The 26605-nt window shown below is 47.9% G+C and carries 22 protein-coding genes and 1 other annotated feature; of the genes, 21 read left to right on the forward strand and 1 reads right to left on the reverse strand.

The genetic code is table 11. The annotated features are described in order from the left end of the window. Nucleotides 1-2 precede the first annotated feature (2 nt). From EWH91_RS06205 to EWH91_RS06285, 17 genes are all read left to right on the forward strand, one after another. Nucleotides 3-776, forward strand: a complete 774-nt coding sequence (locus EWH91_RS06205; RefSeq protein ID WP_129929167.1) for a YlmH family RNA-binding protein — start codon at nucleotides 3-5, stop codon at nucleotides 774-776. Nucleotides 777-817: 41 nt separating this feature from the next. After that, nucleotides 818-1345, forward strand: a complete 528-nt coding sequence (locus EWH91_RS06210) for a DivIVA domain-containing protein (protein WP_129929168.1) — start codon at nucleotides 818-820, stop codon at nucleotides 1343-1345. A gap of 50 nt (nucleotides 1346-1395) precedes the next feature. Next, nucleotides 1396-1626 (forward strand) — a binding site (T-box leader). Between the two features lie 56 nt (nucleotides 1627-1682). Next, entirely contained in the window at nucleotides 1683-4454 is a 2772-nt protein-coding gene (gene ileS, locus EWH91_RS06215) for an isoleucine--tRNA ligase (RefSeq protein WP_129929169.1), read from the forward strand. 88 nt (nucleotides 4455-4542) lie between these two features. Beyond that, the gene (locus EWH91_RS06220) at nucleotides 4543-5226 is read left to right on the forward strand and encodes a TraR/DksA C4-type zinc finger protein (RefSeq protein ID WP_129929170.1); all 684 of its coding nucleotides are present in this window, start codon (nucleotides 4543-4545) and stop codon (nucleotides 5224-5226) included. 112 nt (nucleotides 5227-5338) lie between these two features. Then, nucleotides 5339-5791: a signal peptidase II gene (gene lspA, locus EWH91_RS06225; RefSeq protein WP_129929171.1), complete on the forward strand. Its 453-nt coding sequence runs from the start codon at nucleotides 5339-5341 to the stop codon at nucleotides 5789-5791. A gap of 7 nt (nucleotides 5792-5798) precedes the next feature. Next, nucleotides 5799-6719 carry an RluA family pseudouridine synthase gene (locus EWH91_RS06230; RefSeq protein ID WP_129929172.1) on the forward strand — a complete coding sequence of 307 codons (921 nt, stop codon included), beginning with the start codon at nucleotides 5799-5801 and terminating at the stop codon, nucleotides 6717-6719. Nucleotides 6720-6931: 212 nt separating this feature from the next. Then, nucleotides 6932-7474: a bifunctional pyr operon transcriptional regulator/uracil phosphoribosyltransferase PyrR gene (gene pyrR / locus EWH91_RS06235; protein ID WP_129929173.1), complete on the forward strand. Its 543-nt coding sequence runs from the start codon at nucleotides 6932-6934 to the stop codon at nucleotides 7472-7474. A 204-nt stretch (nucleotides 7475-7678) separates the two neighbouring features. Then, nucleotides 7679-8602, forward strand: coding sequence for an aspartate carbamoyltransferase catalytic subunit (locus EWH91_RS06240; protein WP_129929174.1), 924 nt, complete (start codon nucleotides 7679-7681; stop codon nucleotides 8600-8602). A gap of 34 nt (nucleotides 8603-8636) precedes the next feature. Next, nucleotides 8637-9728: a glutamine-hydrolyzing carbamoyl-phosphate synthase small subunit gene (gene carA / locus EWH91_RS06245; protein WP_129929175.1), complete on the forward strand. Its 1092-nt coding sequence runs from the start codon at nucleotides 8637-8639 to the stop codon at nucleotides 9726-9728. Beyond that, nucleotides 9721-12963: a carbamoyl-phosphate synthase large subunit gene (gene carB, locus EWH91_RS06250; RefSeq protein WP_129929176.1), complete on the forward strand. Its 3243-nt coding sequence runs from the start codon at nucleotides 9721-9723 to the stop codon at nucleotides 12961-12963. Before carA ends, carB begins: the two co-directional genes overlap by 8 nt. Continuing rightward, the gene (locus tag EWH91_RS06255; RefSeq protein WP_129929177.1) at nucleotides 12960-13736 is read left to right on the forward strand and encodes a dihydroorotate dehydrogenase electron transfer subunit; all 777 of its coding nucleotides are present in this window, start codon (nucleotides 12960-12962) and stop codon (nucleotides 13734-13736) included. Before carB ends, EWH91_RS06255 begins: the two co-directional genes overlap by 4 nt. Then, on the forward strand, nucleotides 13730-14638 hold the full coding sequence (locus tag EWH91_RS06260; protein WP_129929178.1) for a dihydroorotate dehydrogenase: 909 nt from the start codon (nucleotides 13730-13732) through the stop codon (nucleotides 14636-14638). The genes EWH91_RS06255 and EWH91_RS06260 overlap by 7 nt, the downstream gene beginning before the upstream one ends. Next, complete coding sequence (pyrF, locus tag EWH91_RS06265; protein WP_129929179.1) at nucleotides 14635-15363, forward strand: orotidine-5'-phosphate decarboxylase; 729 nt, start codon at nucleotides 14635-14637, stop codon at nucleotides 15361-15363. The genes EWH91_RS06260 and pyrF overlap by 4 nt, the downstream gene beginning before the upstream one ends. Then, complete coding sequence (gene pyrE, locus EWH91_RS06270) at nucleotides 15345-15989, forward strand: orotate phosphoribosyltransferase (RefSeq protein WP_129929180.1); 645 nt, start codon at nucleotides 15345-15347, stop codon at nucleotides 15987-15989. The genes pyrF and pyrE overlap by 19 nt, the downstream gene beginning before the upstream one ends. Nucleotides 15990-16414: 425 nt before the next feature. Further along, the gene (locus EWH91_RS06275; protein WP_129929181.1) at nucleotides 16415-18607 is read left to right on the forward strand and encodes a glycosyltransferase family 39 protein; all 2193 of its coding nucleotides are present in this window, start codon (nucleotides 16415-16417) and stop codon (nucleotides 18605-18607) included. A 101-nt stretch (nucleotides 18608-18708) separates the two neighbouring features. After that, on the forward strand, nucleotides 18709-19404 hold the full coding sequence (locus EWH91_RS06280) for a response regulator transcription factor (protein WP_129929182.1): 696 nt from the start codon (nucleotides 18709-18711) through the stop codon (nucleotides 19402-19404). Beyond that, nucleotides 19382-20863 carry a sensor histidine kinase gene (locus EWH91_RS06285; RefSeq protein ID WP_240697276.1) on the forward strand — a complete coding sequence of 494 codons (1482 nt, stop codon included), beginning with the start codon at nucleotides 19382-19384 and terminating at the stop codon, nucleotides 20861-20863. Before EWH91_RS06280 ends, EWH91_RS06285 begins: the two co-directional genes overlap by 23 nt. Nucleotides 20864-21286: 423 nt before the next feature. Here EWH91_RS06285 and EWH91_RS06290 read toward each other — a convergent pair whose 3' ends face one another. Further along, nucleotides 21287-21898 carry a TetR/AcrR family transcriptional regulator gene (locus EWH91_RS06290; protein WP_165364257.1) on the reverse strand — a complete coding sequence of 204 codons (612 nt, stop codon included), beginning with the start codon at nucleotides 21896-21898 and terminating at the stop codon, nucleotides 21287-21289. 162 nt (nucleotides 21899-22060) lie between these two features. On the opposite strand from EWH91_RS06290, the gene EWH91_RS06295 reads away from it, so the two are divergent. From EWH91_RS06295 to EWH91_RS06310, 4 genes are all read left to right on the forward strand, one after another. Continuing rightward, nucleotides 22061-22258 carry a C4-dicarboxylate ABC transporter gene (locus EWH91_RS06295; RefSeq protein ID WP_129929184.1) on the forward strand — a complete coding sequence of 66 codons (198 nt, stop codon included), beginning with the start codon at nucleotides 22061-22063 and terminating at the stop codon, nucleotides 22256-22258. 801 nt (nucleotides 22259-23059) lie between these two features. Next, the gene (locus EWH91_RS06300) at nucleotides 23060-23620 is read left to right on the forward strand and encodes a putative ABC transporter permease (RefSeq protein ID WP_129929185.1); all 561 of its coding nucleotides are present in this window, start codon (nucleotides 23060-23062) and stop codon (nucleotides 23618-23620) included. Nucleotides 23621-23672: 52 nt separating this feature from the next. Further along, entirely contained in the window at nucleotides 23673-24671 is a 999-nt protein-coding gene (locus EWH91_RS06305) for an LLM class flavin-dependent oxidoreductase (protein ID WP_129929186.1), read from the forward strand. Between the two features lie 117 nt (nucleotides 24672-24788). After that, a complete protein-coding gene (locus EWH91_RS06310; protein WP_129929187.1) occupies nucleotides 24789-26540 on the forward strand; it encodes an Rqc2 family fibronectin-binding protein in 1752 nt (583 codons plus the stop codon). Nucleotides 26541-26605: the final 65 nt, after the last annotated feature.

Genomic DNA, 26605 nt, shown 5'->3' on the forward strand with positions numbered 1-26605 from the left:
AAATGACTGTATATGAACATTTCAGGCCGGAAGAAGCGCCGCTGATTGACCGGTTTACCGACTGGAAAAATCAGACCGAGCGACGCTATAAACCACGACTGACTGATTTCCTTGATCCCAGGCAACAGTTTATACTGAAATCGGTGATCGGCAATAATGGGGATGTCCATGTCGTTTTTTCCGGCGGCTATCCGGGTTCGGAAAGAAAGAGGGCGCTGATCCTGCCGGCATATGTCCCTTATGATGAGACGCAGTTCAAACTCTCATTTGTTGAGGCGGTGTTTGCCTCCAGGTTTTCATCCCTTCATCATTCAAGCCTTCTGGGCGCTTTACTTGGAACCGGTGTCGACCGGGATAAAATTGGTGATTTACTGGTGTCTGAACGTCATGCACAGTTTATCTGTGCAAAAGAAATCGAATCCTGGCTGTTATTGAATCTGACCGCGGCCGGCAGAACGCCCGTGACATGCAGAACCATTGACCCGGCTTCACTTATACATAAAACGGAAAGCTGGATTGAAAACGAAGGAACAGTAGCCTCCCTCAGGCTGGATGCCGTTCTGTCTGAGCTGTATCACCTTCCACGTGCGAAAACGGCGGCTTTTATCAGCCATGATCTGGTAAAGGTCAACTGGCAGGTCATCGGGAAAAAGGATTTTGAAATTCGTGAGGGAGATATGATTTCCCTCAGAGGATATGGAAGAAGCAAAATTCTTGCAGTTGAAGGATTGACAAAAAAGAACAAAATCCGTCTGCGTTATGGTAAACTAGGTTAAACGACTAAATTGTGTGATTATTGCCTTGGAGGTGAAGCAGGATGCCCTTAACACCATTGGACATTCATAATAAAGAGTTTTCGCGGGGGTTTCGCGGTTACGATGAAGATGAGGTAAACGATTTTCTGGATCAGATTATTAAGGACTACGAGACCCTGATCAGAGAGAAAAAGGAGCTTGAGGGCAAATTTAAGAATGCGGAAGAGAAACTCAGCCATTTCTCGAATATTGAGACGACGCTCAACAAAAGCATTCTTGTTGCTCAGGAAACAGCTGAAGAAGTAAAGCAGAATGCAAAGAAAGAGTCTAAACTGATTGTCATGGAAGCAAAGAAAAATGCCGACAGAATTATTAATGAAGCCCTTGAAAAATCAAGGAAAGTCACACTCAACATCGAAGAACTGAAGAAAGAAGCAAATGTTTACCGGACACGGTTCCAGATGCTGATCGAAGCTCAGCTGGAATTGTTGAAAAGTGATGACTGGAAAAAGCTGACGATTCAGCCTGAAGACGAAAAAGAAACTGAAAATGAGAAACAGGATGACGGTGTTTTAAAGACGCAGGCTTGACGTACCTTCATCATTTGCATATACTGTTCTTAAACTAATATGAAAATTTCAGCAAATCGCAGACGGGGACAGTAAACTTTACAGCAGAACCAAGCGAGCCGGAAGACGGTGAGAGTCCGGTGTTTTCAGTAAAGTTGAAAATCACCCCTGAGTTTCCTCCTGAAAGCAGTAATCAATCCTGCGAGTAAGGCGGGACGCGTCATTCGCGTTAAGAATCATTAAGGTGACAGAATCATGTTATTCTGTTATTAGGGTGGTACCGCGGTCCTTCCGTCCCTTTGGGATGGAAGGACCTTTTCTATTTCAATACAGACAAAACATTGGGGGCGTTTTGACAGTGGATTATAAGAAAACATTGCTGATGCCAAAAACGGCATTCAAAATGCGCGGCAATTTGCCGAACAAAGAGCCGCTGATGCAGCAAAAATGGGATGAAGACGACATTTATCAGATGTCTCTTAAACACAATGAAGGCAAGCCGAAATTCATTTTGCATGACGGACCGCCTTATGCAAATGGAAATATTCATATCGGGCATGCGGAAAATAAGGTTCTGAAAGACTTCATCAATCGCTTCAAATCGATGACAGGTTATCAGACCCCTTATGTTCCCGGGTGGGATACACATGGATTGCCGATCGAACAGCAGCTGGCGAAACAGGGGATTGACCGGAAAAAGATGTCGGTCGCCGATTTACGGGAGAAATGCAAGGAGTATGCGCTGGGCCAGGTGGATCGCCAGAGAAAGCAGTTTAAACGCCTGGGTGTCCGTGCAGACTGGGATCATCCTTACCTGACACTGAAAAAAGAATTCGAAGCAGAACAAATTAAAGTATTCGGTGAAATGGCAAGAAAGGGCTATATTTATAAAGACAAGAAAATTGTTTACTGGTCGCCGTCCTCTGAATCGGCACTGGCGGAAGCAGAAATTGAATATAAAGATGTGGAATCCTATTCAATTTACGTATCCTTCCCTGTAAAAGACGGCAAAGGTGTACTGAATGCTGATGAAGAAGTCGTTATCTGGACGACGACGCCGTGGACTCTGCCGGCGAACCTTGCGATTGCTGTAAATCCGAAATACGAATACAGTGTGGTTCAGACAGAAGGCAGGAAATACGTCGTTGCCTCGGAACTTGTCGCCTCGCTGACCGGGACCTTGGGATGGAAAAGCCCTGAAGTTCTCCGTACGTTCAGTGGTAAAGATCTGGAAGGCGTGGTCTGCCGCCATCCGTTTTATGACCGGGATTCGTTAATGATCCTTGGCGATCACGTCACTCTGGATGCCGGAACCGGTTGTGTTCATACAGCTCCCGGATTTGGCGAAGATGACTTCAATGTTGGGAAAAAATACGGTCTGGATATCCTCTGTAATGTGGATGATCGCGGCATGATGACCGACGAAGCACCGGGCTTTGAAGGTGTCTTTTATGCAAAAGCCAATGAACCGGTTATCGAGAAACTGGAGAACGTGCACGCTCTGCTAAAAAAAGATAAGTTCGTCCACGCTTATCCGCATGACTGGCGGACGAAAAAACCGGTCATCTTCCGCGCCACCAAGCAGTGGTTTGCTTCGATCAAAGCGTTCCGGGAACAGATTCTGAAGGCGATTCATGAAGTAAGATGGATTCCTTCCTGGGGCGATGTCCGGATGACAAATATGATCAAAGACCGCGAAGACTGGTGTATTTCCAGACAAAGGGCATGGGGCGTTCCGATTCCGGTGTTCTACGGTGAAGACGGGGAACCGATCCTCACAACAGAAACCATTCAACATGTGTCAGAACTTTTCCGTAAATATGGATCCAATATCTGGTTCAAGCGTGAGGCGAAAGACCTGCTTCCTGAAGGATTTACTTCTGAGCACAGTCCTCATGGCGTCTTTAAAAAAGAAACGGATATCATGGATGTCTGGTTTGATTCCGGTTCAACCCATCAGGGTGTGCTGACCACACGGCCCGAACTCAGAAGGCCGGCAGATATGTATCTGGAGGGCTCCGACCAGTACCGCGGCTGGTTCAATTCTTCGCTGGCCACAAGTGTTGCCGTTACCGGTCATGCACCGTATAAACAGATACTGAGTCATGGCTTTACACTGGATGGCAAGGGACTGAAAATGAGCAAATCTGTCGGGAATGTCATCGACCCGATGAAGGTGATGAAGCAGTTCGGTGCCGATATCATCCGGCTGTGGGTTGCTTCTGTGGATTATCAGGCGGATGCCCGCGTTTCAAACGAGATTCTGGCACAGGTTGCAGAAGTCTACCGTAAGATTCGCAACACCGTCCGGTTTATGCTCGGTAATTTGAATGATTTTACGGAAAAGGACCTGGTCCCTGTAAAGGATATGCCTGAACTGGAGCAATTTATGCTGATCAGGCTCAATGAACTGATTGACACCTGTCTGAACGAATACAACGTCTATCAGTTCCAGAATGTTTATAAAGCCGTGCAGAATTATTGCTCCATTGATCTGAGTGCATTTTATATGGATATTGCCAAAGATGCACTCTATGTTCAGGCACGCGACAGCCGGGTTCGCCGTTCTGCACAGACCGTTATGTTCAAAACAGTGACCGCCCTGACAAAATTGTTATCGCCGATTATCCCGCATACTGCAGAGGAGATCTGGCAGTTTATTCCCGGGGCTTCAGAAAAATCAGAATATGTTCAGCTGACAGATATGCCTGAGAAAACCGAAGTCCCTGATGCCGGCCAGCTTAATGAGAAATGGAAAGCTCTTCTCAGTGTCAGAGATGATGTCCTTAAATCACTGGAAAAAGCACGCAATTCAAAAATGATTGGAAGTTCACTCGAAGCGCCGGTAACGGTTTATACAACGCCTTCAACGGAATGGCTGAAAGACCAGCCGGCCCTTGACAAACTTTTCATCGTCTCACACGTGGACGTCACAGATCAGTCTGCTCCAGAAGAGGCAGATCAGTACACAGAGGATGCGGTTCGGGTCAGTCCTGCCGAAGGGACAAAATGTGAACGCTGCTGGGCTGTTCTTCCGACAGTCGGAGAAGATCATGAACATCCGACACTCTGTGCCGGCTGCAGTGAGACCGTCCGTCATGATTATGCCGGGGTCAGCTTCGAATCATAATTGTTTCCATTTTGGCTAAATATTTTGCAGTCTAATTCCCCTCTTTTATCCGCACAATAATCATGCGGTGATAAAGGGGGGGATTTTTTTGTTTGGCATCAGGGGCATAAAGAAGCAGTTATTAAAAAGAAAAGCCGTTCTGGAAAACAAAATGAAAAGTGATATGGAGACGTCAAAAGAATTCAGCGTATCCGATATTAGTTCAGGCGAGCTGTCTTCATATGATAATCATCCGGCTGAATCGGCCACGCAGCTTTATGAAAGGGAAAAGGACCTGGCATTTAATAAAATGAATAAGAACGAGCTCAAAAATATACAGGATGCACTGGATAAGATCGAGAACGGAACCTACGGTATTGATGAAAAAACAGGAAAAAAAATACCGCGGGCCCGGTTAAAGGCTTATCCTGCTGCAAGAACAGCTGTTCAGCATACCACGCCCGAGCATAATCATAAGGTCAGACCGGCAGAAGAATCAGTCATTGCCGATCTGGATCAATCGGGTCTGGCGGCATTCAGGGACGGCGGATTTGATGAACAGAACGCCTTTGATCTAGTCTCTTTATACAATGACCAAAGGATGGTATTTGAAAATGCTCCCTACAGTGGTCAGGAAGATGGCATGGGATTCGTTGATGATCTGGAAGGCTTTGCTGCGACAGATATCGATGGCTATCATGGTGATGATGATATTCAGATCCTGAGAAATCAGAATTACGAACGCTGGAGAAATAATTATGACGTTGATGAAACAGATCCGATGGAACGTTGAACATTTGGGCTGCAGCAACACCTGCAGCTCTTTTTCAATCGCCTGAAACGGCAGATTATGCTAAAATGCAGAATGAGTACATACGTCAGTCAGAGCAGTCTGGAGGAGAATGATGGTTTATTACTTTATTGCACTCATCGTTTTAATAGTGGATCAGCTGTCAAAATGGCTGGTCGTGCAAAACATGACAATCGGGGAAAGTATACAGCTGATTCCCCATATTTTTTATTTGACATCCTTGCGAAATACAGGAGCCGCCTGGAATATTCTTGAGGGCCAGTTCGTTTTTTTCTTCCTGGTAACCGGTGTGGTACTCGTGATTATTATTTATTATATGCAAAGATATGGCCGAAAACAGCCACTTTTGGGGACGGCCCTTGGTCTGATCATCGGGGGAGCCCTCGGCAACTTTGTGGACCGGCTGTTCAGGGGTGAAGTGGTTGATTTTTTTCACGTTTATATTTTTCAATACAGTTTTCCTGTATTCAATGTCGCAGATGCTTCGCTGTCGATTGGTGTCTTTTTTATGATCATCTATCTTTTAAAAGACGGGAAAAAGGAGTAGTTCGGGTATGTCTTTGATGCGTTTAAAAGCAGAATCCGGGGATGCGGGAAAACGACTGGACCGGTGGGTGACTGAACAGTTTCCTGAAGAATCAAGAAACCGGATACAGCAATTAATCAAAGACCACCACATTACGGTTAACGATGAGGCAGAAAAGGTCAATTACAGGATGAAGGAAGGGGATCAGATAACGGTCCGGATTCCGGATCCCGAACCGCTTCAGGTCACGCCCGAAAACATCAGTCTGGATATTTTTTACGAAGATGATCAGGTTATTGTGGTGAACAAGCCAAGAGGAATGGTTGTTCATCCTGCACCCGGGCATATGAGCGGGACCCTTGTGAATGCGCTGCTCTTTCATTGCCGGGATCTTTCCGGCATCAACGGCATGCTCAGGCCGGGGATTGTTCACAGAATTGATAAAGATACTTCCGGACTGCTGATGGTTGCGAAAACAGACCGGGCTCATCGATCGCTGGCACAACAGTTGAAAAATAAAACAACAAGCCGGGTGTACCTGGCGATTGTGCATGGCTCGGTTGCAACAGATACCGGAACTGTGGATGCGCCGATTGGCCGGGATGATAAGGACAGGAAGAAAATGGCGGTCACGAATCATAACAGCAAGTCTGCAGTTACCCATTTTAGGGTTCTTGAACGTTTTTCCAGGTACACGTATCTCTCATGCAGACTGGAGACCGGACGAACGCATCAGATCAGAGTGCATATGGCTTATATCGGGTATCCGCTTGCAGGAGATCCAAAATACGGATTTCATAAAACATTACCGATTAAAGGACAGGCACTGCATGCAGCAGAACTTGGATTCAGACACCCTGTAACCGGAAAATGGATGCACTTTACTGCAGCACCTCCGGAGGATTTCTCCCGACTGCTGCGTCTTCTTCGCTCAGGGCAGTTTTCCTGAATCATTTTGCCAAAGACGATTGACAAAAGGGAGTCATTTTGTCATACTAACGTTAACGGTAACGGACAATTGAATGTGTTCCTTTTAAATTAGTCCAGAGAGGCTAAGAAGGGTGATGAAGCTAAATGTTTTTTGGCGACACAGCTACGGTCTCTTGCTCTGACAGGCAAGACTTTTTTTTTGGCCGGAATACGGTGGCAGGTGATCAGTTCTTGGAAGAAAAAGAAATTATGAATCAGAAGGCCGTATCACGGGCGCTGACGCGTCTGGCACATGAAATTATCGAACGAAATGAAGGCGTCGAATCAGTTGTTCTTGTGGGCATTAAAACCCGGGGGATTTACCTGGCCGAACGGCTGGCCTCACGGATTGATGAAATTGAAGAACAGCAGGTTTCCGTCGGGGAACTGGATATTACCCCCTATCGCGATGATCAGAAGAAAAGGAATGGCGATCCGAAAATTATCGGCAGCAGTCTTCCGGTTGCCATTGAGGGCAAAACTGTTGTGCTTGTTGATGACGTTCTGTACACCGGTCGGACGATTCGGGCGGCTATGGATGCCCTGATGGACATCGGACGTCCGGAGCGGATCCAGCTTGCGGTACTGATTGACCGGGGGCACCGTGAATTACCGATCCGTCCCGATTATATCGGGAAGAATGTCCCAACGTCACGGCAGGAGAAGATTTCCGTTCAGCTTTCTGAAGTTGATCAGACTGATCGGGTCGTTATTCTGACGAAAAGTGAATCATAGCTACAAAAGTAATTCAGTAAAACGTCTTTTAAGGGCAGTCCGGTGAGACTGACAAAGAACGGTAAACGAATTGCAGCTTTTTTGCATACAAAACCTCTTTGTCGGCTTTCCGGCAGAGAGGTTTTTTCAATCAGTCAGAATGATGTGGCAGAGAACATGAAAGCTGCGAAATAACACACATTAAAAAACGGGGAGGAAACGGGCATGGCCAATCTGTTCAGTTTAAATGACCTGACGTTAACTGAAATCACTGGAATTCTTGATCGCGCAGAGCACATCCGGGAAATGGGTGAGTCCGGATGGATGCCGTCTAATCACACACTTGTAGCCAATCTGTTTTTTGAACCGAGTACGCGTACGCGCTTCAGCTTTGAGACGGCGGAAAAAAGGCTGGGCTATCAGATACTTAATTTCAGCAGTCAGTCGTCAAGTACACAAAAGGGCGAGTCGCTTTATGACACCGTCCGGACGATGGAAGCAATTGGAGCAAAAGCCGTTGTGATCCGGCATAAAGAGGAAGGCTTTTTCAGACAACTGGAAGGTCTTGATCTTCAGATTCTGAATGCCGGTGACGGGGCGGGAAATCACCCGACGCAGGCCCTGCTGGACTTACTGACAATCAGACAGGAATTCATGATGTTTCGCGGACTGACCGTCGCCATTATCGGCGATCTGAGGTACAGCCGGGTTGCCCGGTCAGATTCAGAAATTCTGACAAGGCTTGGCTGCCGGGTGCTGCTTTCCGGACCGGAGGAATGGAAAAATACGGATCTTCCTGGAAAATATGTGTCGGTCGATGAAGCCGTGGAAGCAGCCGATGTGGTGATCATGCTGCGCATTCAGCATGAACGCCATGAACAGGCTATGCGCATGAGCCGTGAAGCGTACCATAACAGGTACGGCCTGACGAAGAAGCGTGCCGGTCAAATGAAACAGGGCAGTATCATCATGCATCCGGGTCCTGTCAACCGGGGTGTGGAAATGGACAGCGAGCTAGTTGAATCGCCGCAGTCCAGATACTTTAAACAGATCCATAATGGGGTGCTGGTTCGTATGGCTGCACTCGAATGGGCCATTCATCCGGACAGTCAGGCAGTTCACTCGTCACGTGTGCCTGAGAGCATATAAAACGGGATGACGGAAGCAAAAAGGAGTGGGATTTTTGAAAAGACAGCTTGTTTTAGAAAACGGGGCCTCGTTTACAGGCGAGGCGTTCGGCAGTCTCAGAGTATCCAGGGGAGAAGTCGTATTTAATACGGGCATGACCGGGTATCAGGAAGTGATTACCGATCCATCCTACTGCGGTCAGATTGTCACCCTGACTTATCCATTGATTGGAAATTACGGCATCAACCGTTCAGATAATGAATCAGGACGTCCGTCCATTTCCGGACTTATCGCGAGGGAAGTATCGGAAATGCCGTCCCACTGGCAGAAGGAAAAAACGTTAAGCGCCTGGCTTGAAGAATACGATATCCCGGGCATTGAGGGGATAGACACCCGCCGCCTGACGAAAATGATCCGTGAATACGGCACATTGAAAGGCATGATTGCTTCTTCTGAAGAAAATCCTGAAGAAATTGCTGACGCGTTGAAAGGATGGACCCTCCCGACGGATCAGATCAGCAGAGTGTCCACCAAGTCAGCCTATGTGACGCCCGGCCCGGGACCCAGAATTGTTCTGGTTGATTTCGGGGCAAAACAGGGTATATTGCGCGAATGCATTAAACGCGGCTGTGATGTGGTCGTTGTCCCCTATCAGACGAGTGCCGGAGACATCATGAAACTTCATCCCGATGGTCTTTTGCTCAGCAATGGACCGGGTAATCCAAAAGATGTGCCCGAAGCGATCAATATGGTCAGGGAGATGCTTGGCAAAGTGCCTCTGTTCGGTGTCTGTCTCGGTCATCAGCTGTTCGCTCTGGCATCAGGAGCGAATACAGTGAAAATGCGCTTCGGCCATCGCGGCGTCAACCATCCTGTAAAGGATTTGAGAACCGGCCGTTTTGCGATTACTTCACAGAATCACGGATTTACAGTGGAACCCTCTTCTCTTGAAGGAACTGAGCTGGAAGTCACGCACATCGCGATCAATGACGGGACGATTGAAGGTTTACGTCATAAGCGCTTCCCTGCTTTCAGCGTGCAGTATCATCCGGAGGCTTCCCCGGGACCGGACGACAGCCAGGGGCTTTTCGATGAGTTTCTGTCGATGGTGAATGAATTCAGGAAAGAAGGTGCAGAACTTGCCTAAACGTACGGATATACACAAAATCATGGTGATTGGGTCCGGTCCGATCGTGATCGGGCAGGCAGCCGAATTTGACTATTCAGGAACCCAGGCCTGTCAGTCGCTCAGGGAAGAAGGTTATGAAGTGGTCCTGGTCAATTCAAATCCGGCTACAATCATGACGGATACAGATGTTGCCGACCGCGTCTACATAGAACCCCTGACGGTGGAGTTTGTCGGTAAGATCATCAGGAAGGAAATGCCCGATGGTCTTCTGGCAACGCTCGGCGGCCAGACAGGTCTGAACCTTGCTGTACAGTTGCATCAGTCAGGTATCCTGGATGAACTGCATGTTCAGCTGCTTGGAACCCGCCTGGAAAGTATTGAGCAGGCTGAGGATCGGGAAAAGTTCCGGGAATTAATGATTGATCTGGGCGAACCGGTTCCACCCAGTGAAACCGTAACGGATCTGAATGAAGCCCGGGCTTTTGTTAAAAAAATTCATCTTCCGGTCATTATACGTCCGGCATTTACACTCGGAGGGACCGGCGGAGGGATCGCATCGACAGACGAAGAACTGGAGACCATCACCGAAAATGGTCTGAAGCTGAGTCCTGTACACCAGGTGCTGATTGAAAAGAGCATCGCCGGCTTTAAGGAAATTGAATTTGAAGTCATGCGTGATGGAAATGACGGTGCGATTTCCGTCTGCCATATGGAAAACATTGATCCGGTCGGAATTCACACCGGGGATTCGATTGTCACAGCCCCATGTCAGACCCTGAGTGATCGCGATCTGCAGCATCTGCGCAGCGTGTCACTTCGCATTGTCCGTGCATTGAAGATTGAGGGGGGATGTAATGTCCAGCTTGCCCTTGATCCCTGCAGCGACCGTTATTATGTGATTGAAGTGAATCCGCGGGTCAGCCGGTCATCTGCACTGGCTTCCAAGGCGACAGGTTACCCGATTGCTAAAGTTGCAGCAAAGATTGCTGCCGGTTATCAGCTTGATGAAATTAAAAATGCCGTCACAGGCACAACTTATGCCAGTTTCGAGCCGACGCTGGATTATGTCGTAACGAAGATCCCGCGCTGGCCGTTTGATAAATTCGACAGTGCAAAACGTACCCTCGGGACACAGATGAAAGCAACCGGCGAGGTTCTTGCCCTCGGTCGAAATTTTGAAGAGTCCTTACTGAAAGCAGTCCGATCACTTGAAAACGGCTCTGTTCATCTTGATCTTGAAGAAGCAGCAGTCATGACACGTGAAGAACTCTTTACATCCATAGCGAAGGCGGATGACCGTCGCCTGTACTTTATTGCCGAAGCTTACCGGCGCGGTGCAACGACAAAAGAGTTACGGGATCTGACGAAAATCAATTCATTCTTCCTGAATAAAATCAGGCACATTATTAAGATTGAGGAGAAACTCAAAGCCCACCCGTGGGATAAACAGGTTCTTCTGGAAGCGAAAAAGCACGGCTTCTCTGATATAAAAATCGCTTCCTGCTGGAACGCGGATGTTTCGGAAGTGACAAAATGGCGTAAAGCCCGGGACGTACGGCCGGTTTATAAAATGGTGGATACCTGCGCCGGTGAGTTCACTTCTCAGACGCCTTATTATTACAGTACCTACGAAGAAGAAAATGAATCGGAAGTCACGCCCCGCAAAAGTGTGATTGTCCTCGGATCAGGTCCGATCCGGATCGGACAGGGGGTTGAATTCGACTATGCGACGGTTCACGCTGTCTGGGCAATAAAGGCACAGGGTTATGAGGCGATTATGATTAACAATAATCCGGAGACCGTGTCCACTGATTTCAGTGTATCTGATAAGCTCTATGTAGAGCCGCTGACTCTGGAAGACGTCATGCATGTCATTGAACTTGAAAAGCCTGAAGGTGTCGTTGTTCAGTTCGGAGGCCAGACCGCCATTAATCTTGCTGCCGGACTTGCGGCCCATGGTGTCCGGATACTTGGAACGTCGCTGGATGCCATGGATCAGGCAGAGGACCGGGATCGTTTTGAACAGTTACTGCTTAAACTGAATGTGGACCGTCCGGCGGGAGCGACCGCTTTCTCAACAGAGGAAGCGGTGAAAATTGCCGGGAGTCTGGGTTATCCGGTCCTTGTTCGCCCGTCCTATGTTCTCGGCGGAAGGGCAATGGAAATTGTCTATCATGAACAGGATCTGGTTCATTACATGAGTCATGCCGTACGTATTAACCCGGATCATCCGGTTCTGATTGATCGCTATCTTGTTGGCACTGAGATTGAACTTGATGCCTTGTCAGACGGTACAGATGTTTATATACCGGGTATTATGGAACATATTGAGCGGGCAGGCGTACATTCCGGGGACTCTATCGCCGTGTATCCTGCTCAGAAGCTGAGCAGGAGGATTAAGGAAGAAGTTGCGGACACCGCGATCCGGATTGCCCGGGCTCTGAAAGTGGTCGGTTTGCTGAATATCCAGTTTGTCATACATCAGGATCATGTGTACGTGATCGAGGTCAATCCGCGCGCGAGTCGGACGGTGCCTTTTATGAGCAAAATCACAGGCGTTCCGATGGCTAAAGCCGCAACGCAGCTGATACTCGGAGAAACGCTGCACAGTCTCGGCTATAAAACAGGAATACATCCTGAGCCGCAGCGCAGTGTATTTGTTAAAGTCCCGGTCTTCTCCTTTGCCAAACTGCGCCGTGTCGATGTCACTCTGGGGCCGGAAATGAAATCAACCGGAGAAGTCATGGGTCAGGATGTGACCCTGGAAAAGGCGCTTTATAAAGGGCTGCTTGCCAGCGGGATGACCATTCCTTCTCATGGATCGGTTCTGTTTACCATTGCTGATCAGGATAAGGATGAAGCGCTTGAACTGGTTAGGCGGTTCCACGCTATCGGCTACAATATTCTGGCCACTGAGGGGACGGCGAACATGATTAAAAAGCGTCATATTCCGGTGACTGTCGTCAACAAAATTGGGGGGAGAGATCCCAATTTGCTCGATATTATCCGGCATGGCGGGGCTCAGTTCGTTGTCAATACACTGACCAGAGGGCAGCGGCCGGCAAGGGATGGTTTCAGAATCAGACGGGAGTCTGTTGAGAACGGGATTGTCTGTCTGACCTCTCTGGATACGACAGAGGCACTGCTTAAAGTTCTGGAATCTCTGGCATTCCGGATCGAGTGTATGCCGCAGATGGATGTTCCTTCGCATCAGGCAGCCCTACCGGCCCAGGCAGAAGGTGTCACACCATGATTCAGGAACGGATGAAGGTTCTGTCTCAGCGGGAAATTGCTGACGGAATCTATGAACTGATTCTCGAAGGATCACTTGCCGGTAAAATCACTGAACCCGGACAGTTTGTTCACGTTCGGATCGGTGACCAATTGATTTTCCCCCTTTTACGCCGACCGATCAGTATCTGCTCAGTGAATCCTGAATACAACAGACTGACTTTAATTTACCGCCGGACGGGCGTTGGCACAGAACGGCTGGCGAAAAGCAGGCCGGGCGACAGGATTGATATGCTTGGTCCGCTTGGACACGGGTTTCCGCCTGAATCCGCGGATGACGGAATGCGTGCACTAATCATTGGGGGCGGTGTGGGCGTTCCGCCATTATACGGCCTGTCTCAGGTCCTTTCCGACCGGGGCGTTCAGGTGACTCATGTTCTCGGCTTCCGTTCAAGAAAGGACATATTTTACGAGGATGAATTCGCCGCGCTGGGTGAAACGGTTATTGTTACTGAAGATGGTTCGAATGGCCGGAAGGGACGCGTGACGGACGTTCTTGATCAAATGGACTTTGATGTCGCTTATGCATGCGGCCCGCTCCCTATGCTTAAAGCCGTCTCGGAACTGATCACAGAAAAACCGCTTTTCCTCTCCCTGGAGCAGCGGATGGGTTGTGGTGTCGGTGCCTGTCTGGCCTGCGTGATGTCTGCGGCCGATAAGCAGGATGAAAAGGGATATCGTCGTGTCTGCTGTGACGGACCTGTGTTCAAAGCCGGGGAGGTGAAACTATGTTAACTGTCCACCTGCCGGGGCTTGACCTGAAAAATCCGGTCATGCCTGCATCAGGATGTTTTGCTTTTGGTGCAGAATACGGAAAGCTTTATGACTTGAACCAGCTGGGTGCCATCATCATTAAAGCGGCGACACTTGAAGCGCGATTCGGTAATCCGGTGCCGCGTGTTGCAGAGACCCCGGGCGGTATGCTGAATGCGATCGGGCTGCAGAATCCGGGCGTTGATCAGATTATCAGTAAAGAACTGCCGCGACTTGCAGCTTATGACGTACCGGTTATTGCCAATATTGCCGGGAGCGAGATGTCGGACTATGTACAGACAGCTGAGAAAATTTCAAAGCAACCGGTGGTGAAAGCACTTGAACTGAATATCTCCTGCCCCAATGTCAGGCATGGAGGCATCCAGTTTGGTACGGTGCCTGAGGTTGCAGCTGAACTGACGGCCAGAGTCAGGGCCGTTTCGCAGAAACCTGTTTATGTGAAACTGTCCCCCAATGTCACAGATATCGTCTCCATGGCGAAGGCCGTCGAAGCAGCGGGGGCGGACGGCCTGTCTATGATTAACACCCTGCTCGGCATGCGCATTGATTTAAAAACACGGCGCCCGATACTGGCGAATAAAACAGGCGGACTGAGTGGTCCGGCGATCAAGCCGATTGCTGTACGGATGATTTATGAAGTCAGTCAGCAGGTGAAGATTCCGATTATCGGGATGGGCGGCATACAGAATGCGGATGATGTCATTGAATACATGCTGGCTGGGGCAAGCGCTGTAGCTGTCGGGACGGCAAACTTTGTCGACCCCTTCGTCTGCCCGAAAATTATTGCGGAACTTCCGGAAAAGCTGAAAATCATGGGCGTATCAGAGATCGGCCAGCTGGTGGGAAGGAGCTGGAAACCATGAACAGGGAAAATGGCGTCATTGTTGCCCTGGATGTGTCGACATGGGAAGATCTGTTTCGTCTGCTGAGAAAAATTAATCAGCCGGAGTGTTATGTCAAAGTTGGCATGGAACTGTTCTATCAGGAAGGCGCTGATGTGATTCGTGAGCTTAAAGATCAGGGACATAAGATTTTTCTTGATCTGAAGCTGCACGACATCCCTCATACAGTCTATCGGGCCATGCGCGGGCTGGCCTCCATCGGTGCTGACATGGTCAATGTGCATGCCGCCGGTGGCACAGAGATGATGCGCGCGGCAGTTGAAGGGCTTGAAGACGGACGTTCGGGCAAGCGCCCGATTTGTCTTGCAGTCACTCAGCTGACAAGTACGGATCAGAAGATACTTGAAAACGAGTTGCTGATCGACCGTCCTCTGCCGGAAGTTATTTCCCATTACAGCATTCTTGCCAGCCAGTCCGGTCTGGACGGTGTGGTCTGCTCTGCATGGGAGGCGAAGCAGATTAAATTACATACCGCGCCTGATTTTCTCGCCGTGACGCCCGGTATCCGGCTGGAACATGATGCGGCCGGTGACCAGAAACGTGTCGCTACGCCGGCACGTGCGGCGCAGCTGGGCAGTGATTATATTGTCGTCGGAAGAAGCATTACGGCATCAGCCGACCCGCATCAGGCCTGCCTGCGCGTGCAGGAAGAATGGAGGAACAGCGTATGGAAAACAAACAATTGATTGCGGAAGATTTATTAAAAATCAATGCGGTGGTTCTCAGACCGGACGATCCGTTTACATGGGCTTCCGGTATCCACTCACCGGTATACTGTGATAACAGGCTGATTATGGGATTCCCCGATATCTGGCAGCATGTGATCAGGGGATACCTCTCAATCATTAACAGCGACTATCCCGACATTGAAGTCGTGGCCGGGACGGCAACCTCGGGGATACCTCATGCGGCTTTGATTGCCGAAGCGTTACATCTGCCCATGGTCTACGTGCGCTCATCGGCAAAATCCCATGGTAAAGGGAAGCAAATTGAGGGGACGATTAAGCCGGGTCAGAAAACAGTAGTTATCGAAGATCTGATATCTACCGGAGGAAGTGTTCTGAAAGCTGCCGACGCACTGAAAGATGCCGGTGCGGAAATTCTTGGTGTAGCAGCCATCTTTACATACCAGCTTCCGCAGGCTGATAAAAATTTTGAACGTGCAGGGGTAAAGTTAAAGACACTGACCGACTTTAATACATTGATTCACCTGGCTGTCCGGCAAGGGAAGATCAGCAATCAGCAGTTACAGCAGCTGAAAAGCTGGTACAGCCATCCTGAATCAGAAGACTGGAGGAATCCAGTCCTATAACGGATAACTGACACATTTTCTGAGCCGTCTGCGGCTCTTTTTTTATTGACAATATTCAAATTTCCTATACATGGTGAAACTTAGCATAAACGCCTCAACGCTTTTTATTCTCCGGATTGGTGCCTGAAGAAGTGGATTTATGTTAGAATGGAAAAATGTCACTGACTCCGGATTTTTATCTTTTCCGGGTGCATGCTTTTATGTATTTTTTCGAATAAATAAAGTGAAACTTCAATCAGTGGGGGTTCTTCATCACCCACTGATTATTCGTTGAATCCATCGGGCTGCTGCGGGCAGTTATCCCCCACCCGGGTATGTTCATTTCCCCTCATGACTTTGAGGTGGGGATCTTACTGCCCGTTCATGCGGGATAAAAGGATAATGTACAGTGATCCGGATAAAGGGAACAGGAGTGAATATTTTTCATGCTTCAAAAGAAATTAATATCCTTATTCAGCATCATCTGTATCATCTGTTTTTCCACCCTCTTTCTGATGGCTGTCAGTTATCTTCTTTTTGTACAGGGAATCAATCATGCGCATGCCCCGTTATACACATTTGTATTGCTTCTATTCGCACTCATTGCTTTACTGTTTTTTTATGCTGTGTATCGCCTGATCGAAACATGGCCTCAGACAGGTCTGCGCTTACTTGCTTCGGGTTTCTTTGCATACTTTCTGCTCATCGAAATCATCCTGATTGCTGTCTTTCACTCGATTTTGCCGCCTGTCATTGATGGCGGTCACACCTATGCTGAAGCCCTTTATTTACTTGAACACGGTCATGCTTCCGGGCATGCTTATTTCAGTATTTACCCCAATAATGTACCCATCACTCTGCTCAGATACTGGATCTATCGTTCAGCCGCTTTTTTTCATGTGTCAGATTTTCTGATGGTTGACCGCCTGTTCTGCGCGGCGGTTCTGGATATCGGAATTTATTTCTCATGGAAACTGGTGAAAAATAAGTTTGATCTGCGGATGGGCTGTATGTTTTTATTATTGACGGCAAGCTCTTTCCCGCTGTTTTTCTATATTCTTTATTTCTATACCGATACCGTCGCCATTATGTTCCCGCCGATTCTGCTGTATCTGTGGCAGGCCTACAGTCAGTCGAAAAAGATAAGATATATTTTTCTGCTGGGGCTCGTGCTCGCCGTCGGGACACAGATTCGCATGAATTTAATTTTATTTCTGCCCGCACTGGCCATTTACATGTTCTTTGTGCTGAAGTGGAAAAAAGCTCTGCTGTATCTTGCCTTAACGGTTGCGCTCCTGTCCCTGGCAACCGTGCTGACTGAACATATCGAGAATCAGATGGGGTATGCAAAAGAGCCTTCGCTGACTATGCCGATGACGCACTGGGTTATGCTCGGGCTCTCACCTGACGGCAGGTACAGTAAGGCAGATTATTTACTGACGAGAAAGCAACCGGACCAGCAGGCAAAAAAGCAGATCGTCCGGCAGGAAATCACAAGAAGGATAGATCAGAACGGGATCACCGGACTGACCCGAATATGGCTGACTAAAGCGGCCCGGACATTTAGCATGGGGACACATGGTTACGACTGGTATACCCGCCTTTCAGCGCAGCCGACCCGGACGTATCAATATTTATTTAATAAAAATAATCAGCTGACTGTCTTTATTACCCAGATCTTTTATCTGGTTCAACTCTTTTTACTTATTTTGTCTTCTCTACGGCTGTTTCGTACAAAAAGAGCCGACCTGAACCTGCTCATTCAGATCTGTCTGTTTGGAAATCTTCTGTTCTATACTGTTGTCTGGGAAGCCGAACCAAGATACAGCCTGTTGTTCACGCCGGTCATGATTCTTGGTGCTGTATTTGGACTGAAAGAAATGCGCGTCCTGAGCCGGAAGTATAAAGATGTGCCTGGTCGCTTTTATGCAGGAAATTATTCTTTGCATTTGACAACCGTTTTCCTGCTCTTTGTCATTGTATTTGCGGGCGTTTCCCTCAGTGCCAGACCGGTTACGCAGCACAAAACGACTCATCCGTATTATCTGGTGGATCAGCCCTGTTCCGCAGGGAGTGGCAGTGTGCGGGTTGACGCTGCACATACAGTGACTCAGACGTTTCGAACGCCTGCACCTTTTGATCACATATCGGTCCGTATTCGCGATGTCATGGGGTCAGGCCGTTATCTGATGAGCGTCCGTAATGAGAAAGATGGCCGGCTTGTCGCTTCAGAAATCGTGAACAGCTCGCAGATGCGTTCCGGCCGCCCGTTTGTCCTGACGTTTAACCGGAAAGGAACGCATGCACTGAAACGGGGGCTCCTGACAATCGAACAGATCAAGGGTTCCAGAGCATCCGGCCTTAGCCTGGCGATGAATGGCAGGGGCTATGAACAGCGGGATATCTATCCGGACGGGCAGCTCAGGCTGAATGGCAAGCCGCAAAAACAGCAGGATCTGACTTTCAGTGTATATCAGCTACAAAAACGTCCATATCTGAGTGGGGTATCTTACTGGCTGCTCTTTCTCATACCTGTATTCATTCTGTTATTTTACAGCTATGTCTCGAGGGAGCCTTCTTTCAGAAACAGAGAAAGAACAACTGCATACAGAATGAAACGCAAATGGCAGGACGATTAATCTGTTTCTTAAGAAATTCTTCATATTCTTCGATTGTTTTTTTTAAGAACATCCCGGTACAATGACGATAGAAGGTCAGAAGATCGGGGGAGGAGAACTTGATGAACGACGCTACGGTCCTTGTTGTGGATGATGATCGCGAGATTCGCGATGTCATCGGCATCTATTTGAGCAATGAAGGGATGCATGTTCTGAAGGCGGAAAATGGTCTTGAAGCACTTAACATCCTGAAAAACCATGAAAATATACAGTTAATTCTGCTCGACATCATGATGCCTCGTCTAGACGGCATACAGGCTACTATTAAAATAAGAGAACAAAGAAACATCCCGATTATCATGATCAGTGCAAAAAGCGAGGATATGGATAAAATTCTCGGCCTGCAGATTGGTGCGGACGATTATGTGACCAAGCCTTTCAATCCGCTTGAACTGGTTGCACGTGCCAGGGCTCAGCTGCGTCGCTATGTCAGATTAGGAAAATATGAAAACAGTCAGGCGTCAGTTGATTTAAACGGACTGATTCTGGAACAGCAGGAAAAACGCGTATCCGTAAATGGTGAGGCTGTTCATCTGACGCCTATTGAATACCGGATAGTTGAACTTCTGATGAAACATCCCGGGAGAGTTTTCTCTATCCATGAAATCTATGAGCGTGTCTGGAAGGAGCCAGGTTTAAGCCCTGAAAACACAGTTGCGGTGCATATTCGCAAGATTCGTGAAAAAATCGAGATCAACCCGAAAAATCCGAGATATCTGAAGGTGGTGTGGGGCATTGGCTATAAAATTGAAAAGTAGTCGAAAAATCTGGATCACCCTGCTTGCAGCTTCCGGGGTGACAAACCTGCTTATGGCGTTCTCCATATTCCGTGACCTGCTTTTTTACCACATGACATTTACTCTCTTCCTTGTCGGATCCGGTCTGGCCCTGCTTGCTGCAGCGGTGATCTGGAATAAAAGGGTCCAGCATGTGCCTTCTGAAAAGGGGACAGTGGAGAGCGTTTATCTGCTTCTGCCCGTTGATTTTCGCCTCCTGCTGCTTATTCTTTCCGCTTTGTTTTCCCTGCGATACTTTGCCAGTAACCTGACTCCATATCTCCCGGCTGATATTGTGTATATCTATATCCTGGCGTGCGGTTTCAATCTTTTGATTGGATTGCAGATTGTCTCCATAATCAGTGAGGTGCATGATCGGGAGTCCCTGCTTGCCACCTGGAAGTCCAGCCTCACCTGCCGATTTTTCCATATCCTGAAAGAGGGGTTTACTCTGGCTCCGATCGCCTTTCAAATATCCGGTATTCTGGCGGCGGTCTTTACACTCGGCTTTATCCTGCCGATCCTGGCCAATGCGGAAGGCCTTCTTCTTCCACTGATTTTGCTGCCTGCTGCCGGTCTGCCGCTTCTTTATCTGATATTCAGAAATGTGGCTGCATTTAACCATATCTATCTAAATATTCAGGCGACAGCAGAAGGAAGGGATGCACCTGATCTTACGGTTCATGGTAAAGGGACACTTGCCAGCCTGGCTGAAAATCTGAACATCTTAAAGCACGGCGTCACTTCTTCCCGGGTTCAGCAACTGAAAAGTGAACGGCTGAAAACGGAACTGATCACCAATGTGAGCCATGATCTGCGCACACCGCTGACTTCAATCATGACGTATAACGAACTTTTACAGAAACCGGATCTGGCTGAGGATGAACGAACTCGTTATCTTTCGATTATTGATCGAAAAGCGAAACGGTTGAAACGACTGATCGATGATTTATTTGAGGCATCGAAAATGGCTAGCGGTGCGGTTGAGCTGCATAGGGACAGGGTGAACCTGAATGAACTTCTGACCCAGGCTCTGGCAGAATATGATGAAGAAATCAAAAAGTCACCCTTTGAATTCCGGGTGAGAACCTCTGACCAGCCGGTCTGTGTCACAGGTGATGGTCAGAAAATCTGGCGCGTGTTCGATAATCTGATCCGTAATGTTCTTAAATATTCACTGGAGCATACCCGCGTCTATATCCAGCTGACTGAAGAAGAGGGTCAGGCGGTTGTTGTCTTTAAAAATATCACAAAATACGAACTTGGCGACAATGTTGATGAACTGTTCGAGCGGTTTAAACGTGGCGACGCATCAAGACATACCGAAGGCTCCGGGCTTGGCCTGGCCATTGCCAAATCAATTGTTGACCTGCACAAAGGGCTGTTTGAGATTACCCTGGACGGAGATCTGTTTAAAGTGACTCTGAAGCTGCCTCAGTAAGAAAAATCGCAGCAATAACTTGAACACGCCACCTGGGACTGAATGAAAAATTTAGCATCAGGTGGTTTTTACGCACCCTGCAGGTTCTGCTAAACTTGTCTGATCAGTCTGATCAATGAACAGTATAAAAAATTTCATAAACCATGTTATTAGATAAAATAAGATGGGTTGCCTGATTTGTAAATCAAAAAATTTAAATTCTATTTCGCTCATTATTCCCCTGATAACTGTAAAAAATGGGGGAATTATGATTTCTAAGCAAATTCCACAAGGAGCAGGGGAACAAACTTTGTGATGGTTATTATCACTTGGGGTGAATCCCCGATAAGCAGGGAAGGACCCAGGGTTTGCTGAACCAATCCCGATTTTCAGCAATTATAATTTTCAAACATATTTGGACCTGAAAATTACCGAAAAGGAGGATTATTGATAACCCGCTGCAAAAGCTGGTCCACGAAAGGTTATCTCACTGATCATTAGCGCAATGGTCTCGGGATCTTCGTGCATGCCGTTTTCCAGCCAGAATTGTACCAGCCCCAGATCCGCTGAAATCACGTAAGCCGCGATGTAGTCATAAGGGATGACCTTATTGCCGGTGCCTTCTTCTTTCAGCCTCAGCATCAGATTTTTCTCCATGATCTTTTTCAGTTGACGATGGAAGGTCAGATCCCCCCGCGGGCCCAGAAGTGCTTTGATAATATCAGCATTTTCTTTACAGTAGGTCAGCAGTTCAACTAAAAAAGGAACCGGTTTGCCCTCTCTCAGATCGTGTTCCAGATCGCTTTTACTGGTGCATTTGAGGGAAGCATGGCTGATCGATTCAATGTCTGACAGGATCTTTTCCTCACATTTATTCAGTAAATCGTATTTATCGCGATAATGCAGATAGAATGTTGTCCGGTTAATATCAGCAGTACCCGTCAGGTCGCTGATTGTAATGGCATCGAAGCCTTTTTCTCCGATCAGTTGCGCCAATGCATGGCGAAGCATGCGGATTGTCCGTCTGATCCGCCGGTCTGTCCGATTTTCAGCCATTTGAATCATCTCTCTCAGTGGTTATTTATGCTAGAGCAAAAAAATATTAGAAAAAGTTCCATCTCTTTCGATGATTTTCCTGATTATTATATTATAATGGACATGTAGACGTTTATACAACATGATGTCTAATATTTAACTAACGATATGGAGGTAAATATCATGAATGAGACAGCAGGTAATTGGCTGGGATGGCTCGGGATTATTGCCGGTATTGTCGGTTTCTTTGTCATACATTACTGGCTCGGCATTCTGGCTATCATTTTAGGAATTATCGGTCTGTTTACACCAAAGAAGGGACTGAACTGGGTGGCCATCGCTGCCGGTGTGATTGCGGTCATTATCGGTATTGCCGCCTGACGGCGAACCATTGCAGAAGAGCGGTACACTGTAGCAAGCGCAGAAACATATCTTGTTTTGTTTCTGCGCTTGTTTTTGTGCGCCCGGAGCGAAGTGGGTGAACCTGGCGGTGAAAGTTCGCTGTAGACCGTAGCAGTTGGAACTAAATATGACTGTTCATCTGAAGACTTATCTTGACTCACCGCCGCAAGTCTCTCAAAATAGGGGCAACTATGAGATTGAATGAACAAAAATCAGGGACAAACAGTAAGATTCACCTCAATATGAAAAAATACAGGTGAAACGTTCATACAGGATACAGGTGGATTAAGAGAGTCATTGACAAAGACGACTACGAAACCAGGGAAGTTACCTGGGATACGCTCTAATCGATTGAAGGATCCGGTTAAGCGTATGACAGATCGGGAATAGACGGAGAAATTCCGTTTACTGAGTCATTAAATTTATAAATAGCTAAAATAGACGGAGAGATTCCGCCTATCGACTGGAAAAACAGAAAAATGGAGCTTTTTGCCTGGCATAATCGGAAAACCTTCCCTTATCATATCCCCGAAAAGCGTTCCGTTCCGCCACTAACCGGAAAATCTCCGTTTATTTTATTTTTTGCTCTAAGACGAAATATCTTATTTAAAAGAAAGTGAGATGAAAGCCTTGCGAGACAGGTTGATTGGGTGTTTTCTTTGATCGTTCAAAAAAATCCAGGAGAGGCAGCGGCGGAAATCTTCCGCCAGTTCCAGTATAGACATGTCCCTTTGGTGAAGAATAAGTGAAACGTTACGCTTTTCGAAAGGACGATTCACTTTGGCGTACCACTGGTTATTATTATGTATGTCTCCTCTTCATCGCTTTGCGGAATTCACTTTCTATTTCACTGTTTACGCTTTTTCAGGCTGGCTGCTGGAGAACGGCTACAGTTACGCTACTGCAGGTGTCTTTTATAAGAAGAATTTGCTCATTGGACCCTTTAAACCGATGTATGGTTTTGCACCCGTTCTGCTGGTCTTGCTCACAGGGACGGACAGGTCATGGGCCTGGCTTCTGCTCCTGAGTTTCATTATTCCGACGACTGTTGAGTATGTGAGCGGAGTCCTTTTACATAAATATACGGGATTCAGATGGTGGGATTATTCACACTTGCCCGCTCAGCTGCATGGGCATATCTGTCTGCCCTTTTCTTTGTGCTGGATGGTTCTTTCTGTTATCTGTATCAAGTGGATGCATCCCGCCGTTTCTTTCGCATTCACGTACCTTTCAGGTTTGTGGGAATCTGTCTGGCCGGCCGTCATCCTGTATTTCTTCTTTGAATCGATCATGGCTGTCACAGGACAGTCCCCGCAAATGATTAGCAGAGAGGATTCGTGAGGTGTATGGTTAAGAAGAATAGAATAACGAAGTAAAACCGGGGTGAAGACACGTGTTAAGACTGAGTATACTGGAACAGGCACCGGTTTCGGAGGAATCAGCGCCGGAAGAGGCATTGAGAAACACGACACGACTGGCTGTTGAAGCGGAGAAGTGGGGTTACCATCGGATCTGGTTTGCCGAGCATCATGGTTCTGAGGCACTGGCCAGCAGCTCACCTGAGGTGATGGTCGCTCATGTCGCGGCAAAAACGTCACGCATACATGTCGGATCAGGCGGCGTCCTCCTTCCGCACTATAGCCCGTTTAAAGTGGCGGAAAATTTTCATCTGCTGGAAAATCTCTATCCCGGTCGGATAGATCTGGGGATTGGCAGGGCGCCCGGTGGCATGCCTGGTGCGACGCGTGCATTAAATGACGGGATGCGGTGGGATCTCAAGGATTATCCACGAAAAGTCCGGGATCTGATCGGGTATCTGACAGATCATTTACCTGACGGGCATCCCTTTCAGTCCGTACATGCGACGCCACTTGCACGCCGGCTGCCGGACATTTATCTGCTGGGTTCATCTGACGGCAGCGCAAGAGTGGCTGCGGAAACAGGTACACCGTTCATGTTTGCCCATTTTATCAATCCGAATGGTGGTGCAGAAGTGGTCCGGGCTTACCGATCCGCTTATCAGCCATCCGAAGCTTTTCCTGAACCGAAAGCCTCCGTCTGTATCTTCGTCGTCTGTGCCGAGACCGATCAGGAGGCTGATCGCCAGGCATCGACGCTGCGTTACTGGATGGTGAAAGCCAGCCAGGGGTGTTCTGTCCCCATTCCGGAAACCAGTAAAGCAGTTCATTACCACCCTGCAGCATGGGAACGCGATCAGATCAAAGAAAATGAGGCACGGATCATCGTCGGAAATCCGCAGAAGGTGAGAATCGAGTTGGAGAAACTGGCGTCGATGTATCAGACAGATGAAGTGATGCTGATTACCAACATTTTTGACTTTCAGGCGAAACTGCGGTCATTTGAACTGATCGCCAGGGCCTTTCGGACTTGAGCCGGTGCATTCATTTCTTGACGGATGATCTGAATCAGTGAGACAATAATATTCTGGTTATAGAGAAGGTAAGCGAGCAGTTGATGCCCGCTTCTTTTGGAAATGGGGAAGTAATTTATGGCTTACGATGGAATCGTGACACGTGCCGCCGTTCAGGGGTTACAGGACTTTGTCGGCGGCCGTGTGACAAAAATATATCAGCCGACGGCAACCGATCTGGTTTTCCATCTGCGCTCCCGCCGTGCGCGTGGGAAATTACTGATATCCATCAATGCGGCGTTCGCCCGGCTGCATCTGACGCATCTGGCTGAGGGCAATCCTCAGGCCCCGCCGATGTTCTGCATGCTTCTCAGAAAGCATCTGGAAGGCAGCATTATCGATGCGATAGAACAGGTTGCCTTTGAGCGTATCATCCATATTGATTTAAGAGCACGGAATGAAATTGGCGATCTGACGCAGAAACAGCTGATCGTTGAACTGATGGGAAGGCACAGTAATGTGATTCTCATTGATAAGGAAACCGGCCGCATTATTGACAGTATGAAGCATCTGACTCCGGCAGTGAATCGCTACCGGACCGTGCTGCCCGGAGAGACCTATGTCGCGCCTCCGGATCAGGGTAAAATGAATCCGCTTGACATGACTGCGAAGGATCTGATCCCCCACATTGAATGGAACAGTGGAAAGCTTGACAGGCAAATTGTCGGTGCTGTCAGCGGTTTTTCACCGCTGATCGGTCGGGAAATTCTGCGCCGGTCCGGTCTCCCGAATCAGGAAGGGATTGCACGCGCCTTTCAGGGCATTCTTGATGCGATTCGGAATAACGATTATCACCCGAATATTGTGTACGGGAAGAACGGAAAAGATGAATGTCATGTACTGGAGCTGACACATCTTGATGGGAAAAAAGAAACGTTTTCCAATGTGCACGATATGCTGGACCATTATTATGCTGTCAAAGCGGAAAATGACGCGGTCAGGCAGAAAGCCGGCGACCTGGAACATTTTGTAGCACGCGAACTGAAAAAGAATAAAGGAAAACTGAAGAAACTGGAAAAGACCATAAAAAGCGCTGAAAACGCTGAGGAATATCGCCTTTTTGGAGAACTGCTGACGGCGAACATGCACCTGGTTAAAAGAGGTGACAAATCCGTTGAGGCGATTAATTATTATGACGAGAATCAGTCGAAAATACGGATTGCCCTGAATCCCAATCGAACACCCTCGGAAAATGCTCAGGATTATTTTAAACACTACAACAAAGCAAAAACCGCGAAACGCGTCGTCGCGGATCAAATCAGGCGTACCCGGCAGGAGATTGACTACTTTGATACGCTGAAGCAACAGATACAGGTTGCATCAATAAAGGATATTGCGGAAATCCGTGAAGAACTTGAAGATGGCGGTTATCTCAGAAAAAAAAGGCGCCCGCATCACAGAAAGAAGAACCACCGCCCGGAGATCGATCATTATTATGCATCGGACGGAACCACCATTCTCGTCGGTAAGAACAATAAACAAAATGATTATCTGACCGGCAAAATAGCCGGAAGGGACCAGATCTGGCTCCATACGAAAAATATTCCGGGGTCTCATGTGATTATCCGTTCGACCGACCCGAATGAAAAGACGCTCTCGGAAGCTGCTGTACTCGCAGCCTTTTTCAGTAAATCACGAATGGGGAGCCGGGTTCCCGTTGATTACACGAAAGTACGGTATGTAAAAAAACCGGGTGGAGCGAAACCGGGATTCGTCATTTATACCGACCAGAAGACCCTGTTTGTCACGCCTGATGAGTCCCAGGTCCTGAAATTAAAAAACAAACCGGGTGCGGAAGACAGTGGAGCGAAGACCGGAAAGGGACAATGAGACCGCCAACTTCATTTTTTCTTCTGCCGGTTCATTTACTGCGGTGAATGAACTTGCTTCCGGTC

The sequence above is a fragment of the Sporolactobacillus sp. THM19-2 genome, assembly GCF_004153195.1.
In the GTDB taxonomy this organism is placed as follows: domain Bacteria; phylum Bacillota; class Bacilli; order Bacillales; family Sporolactobacillaceae; genus Sporolactobacillus.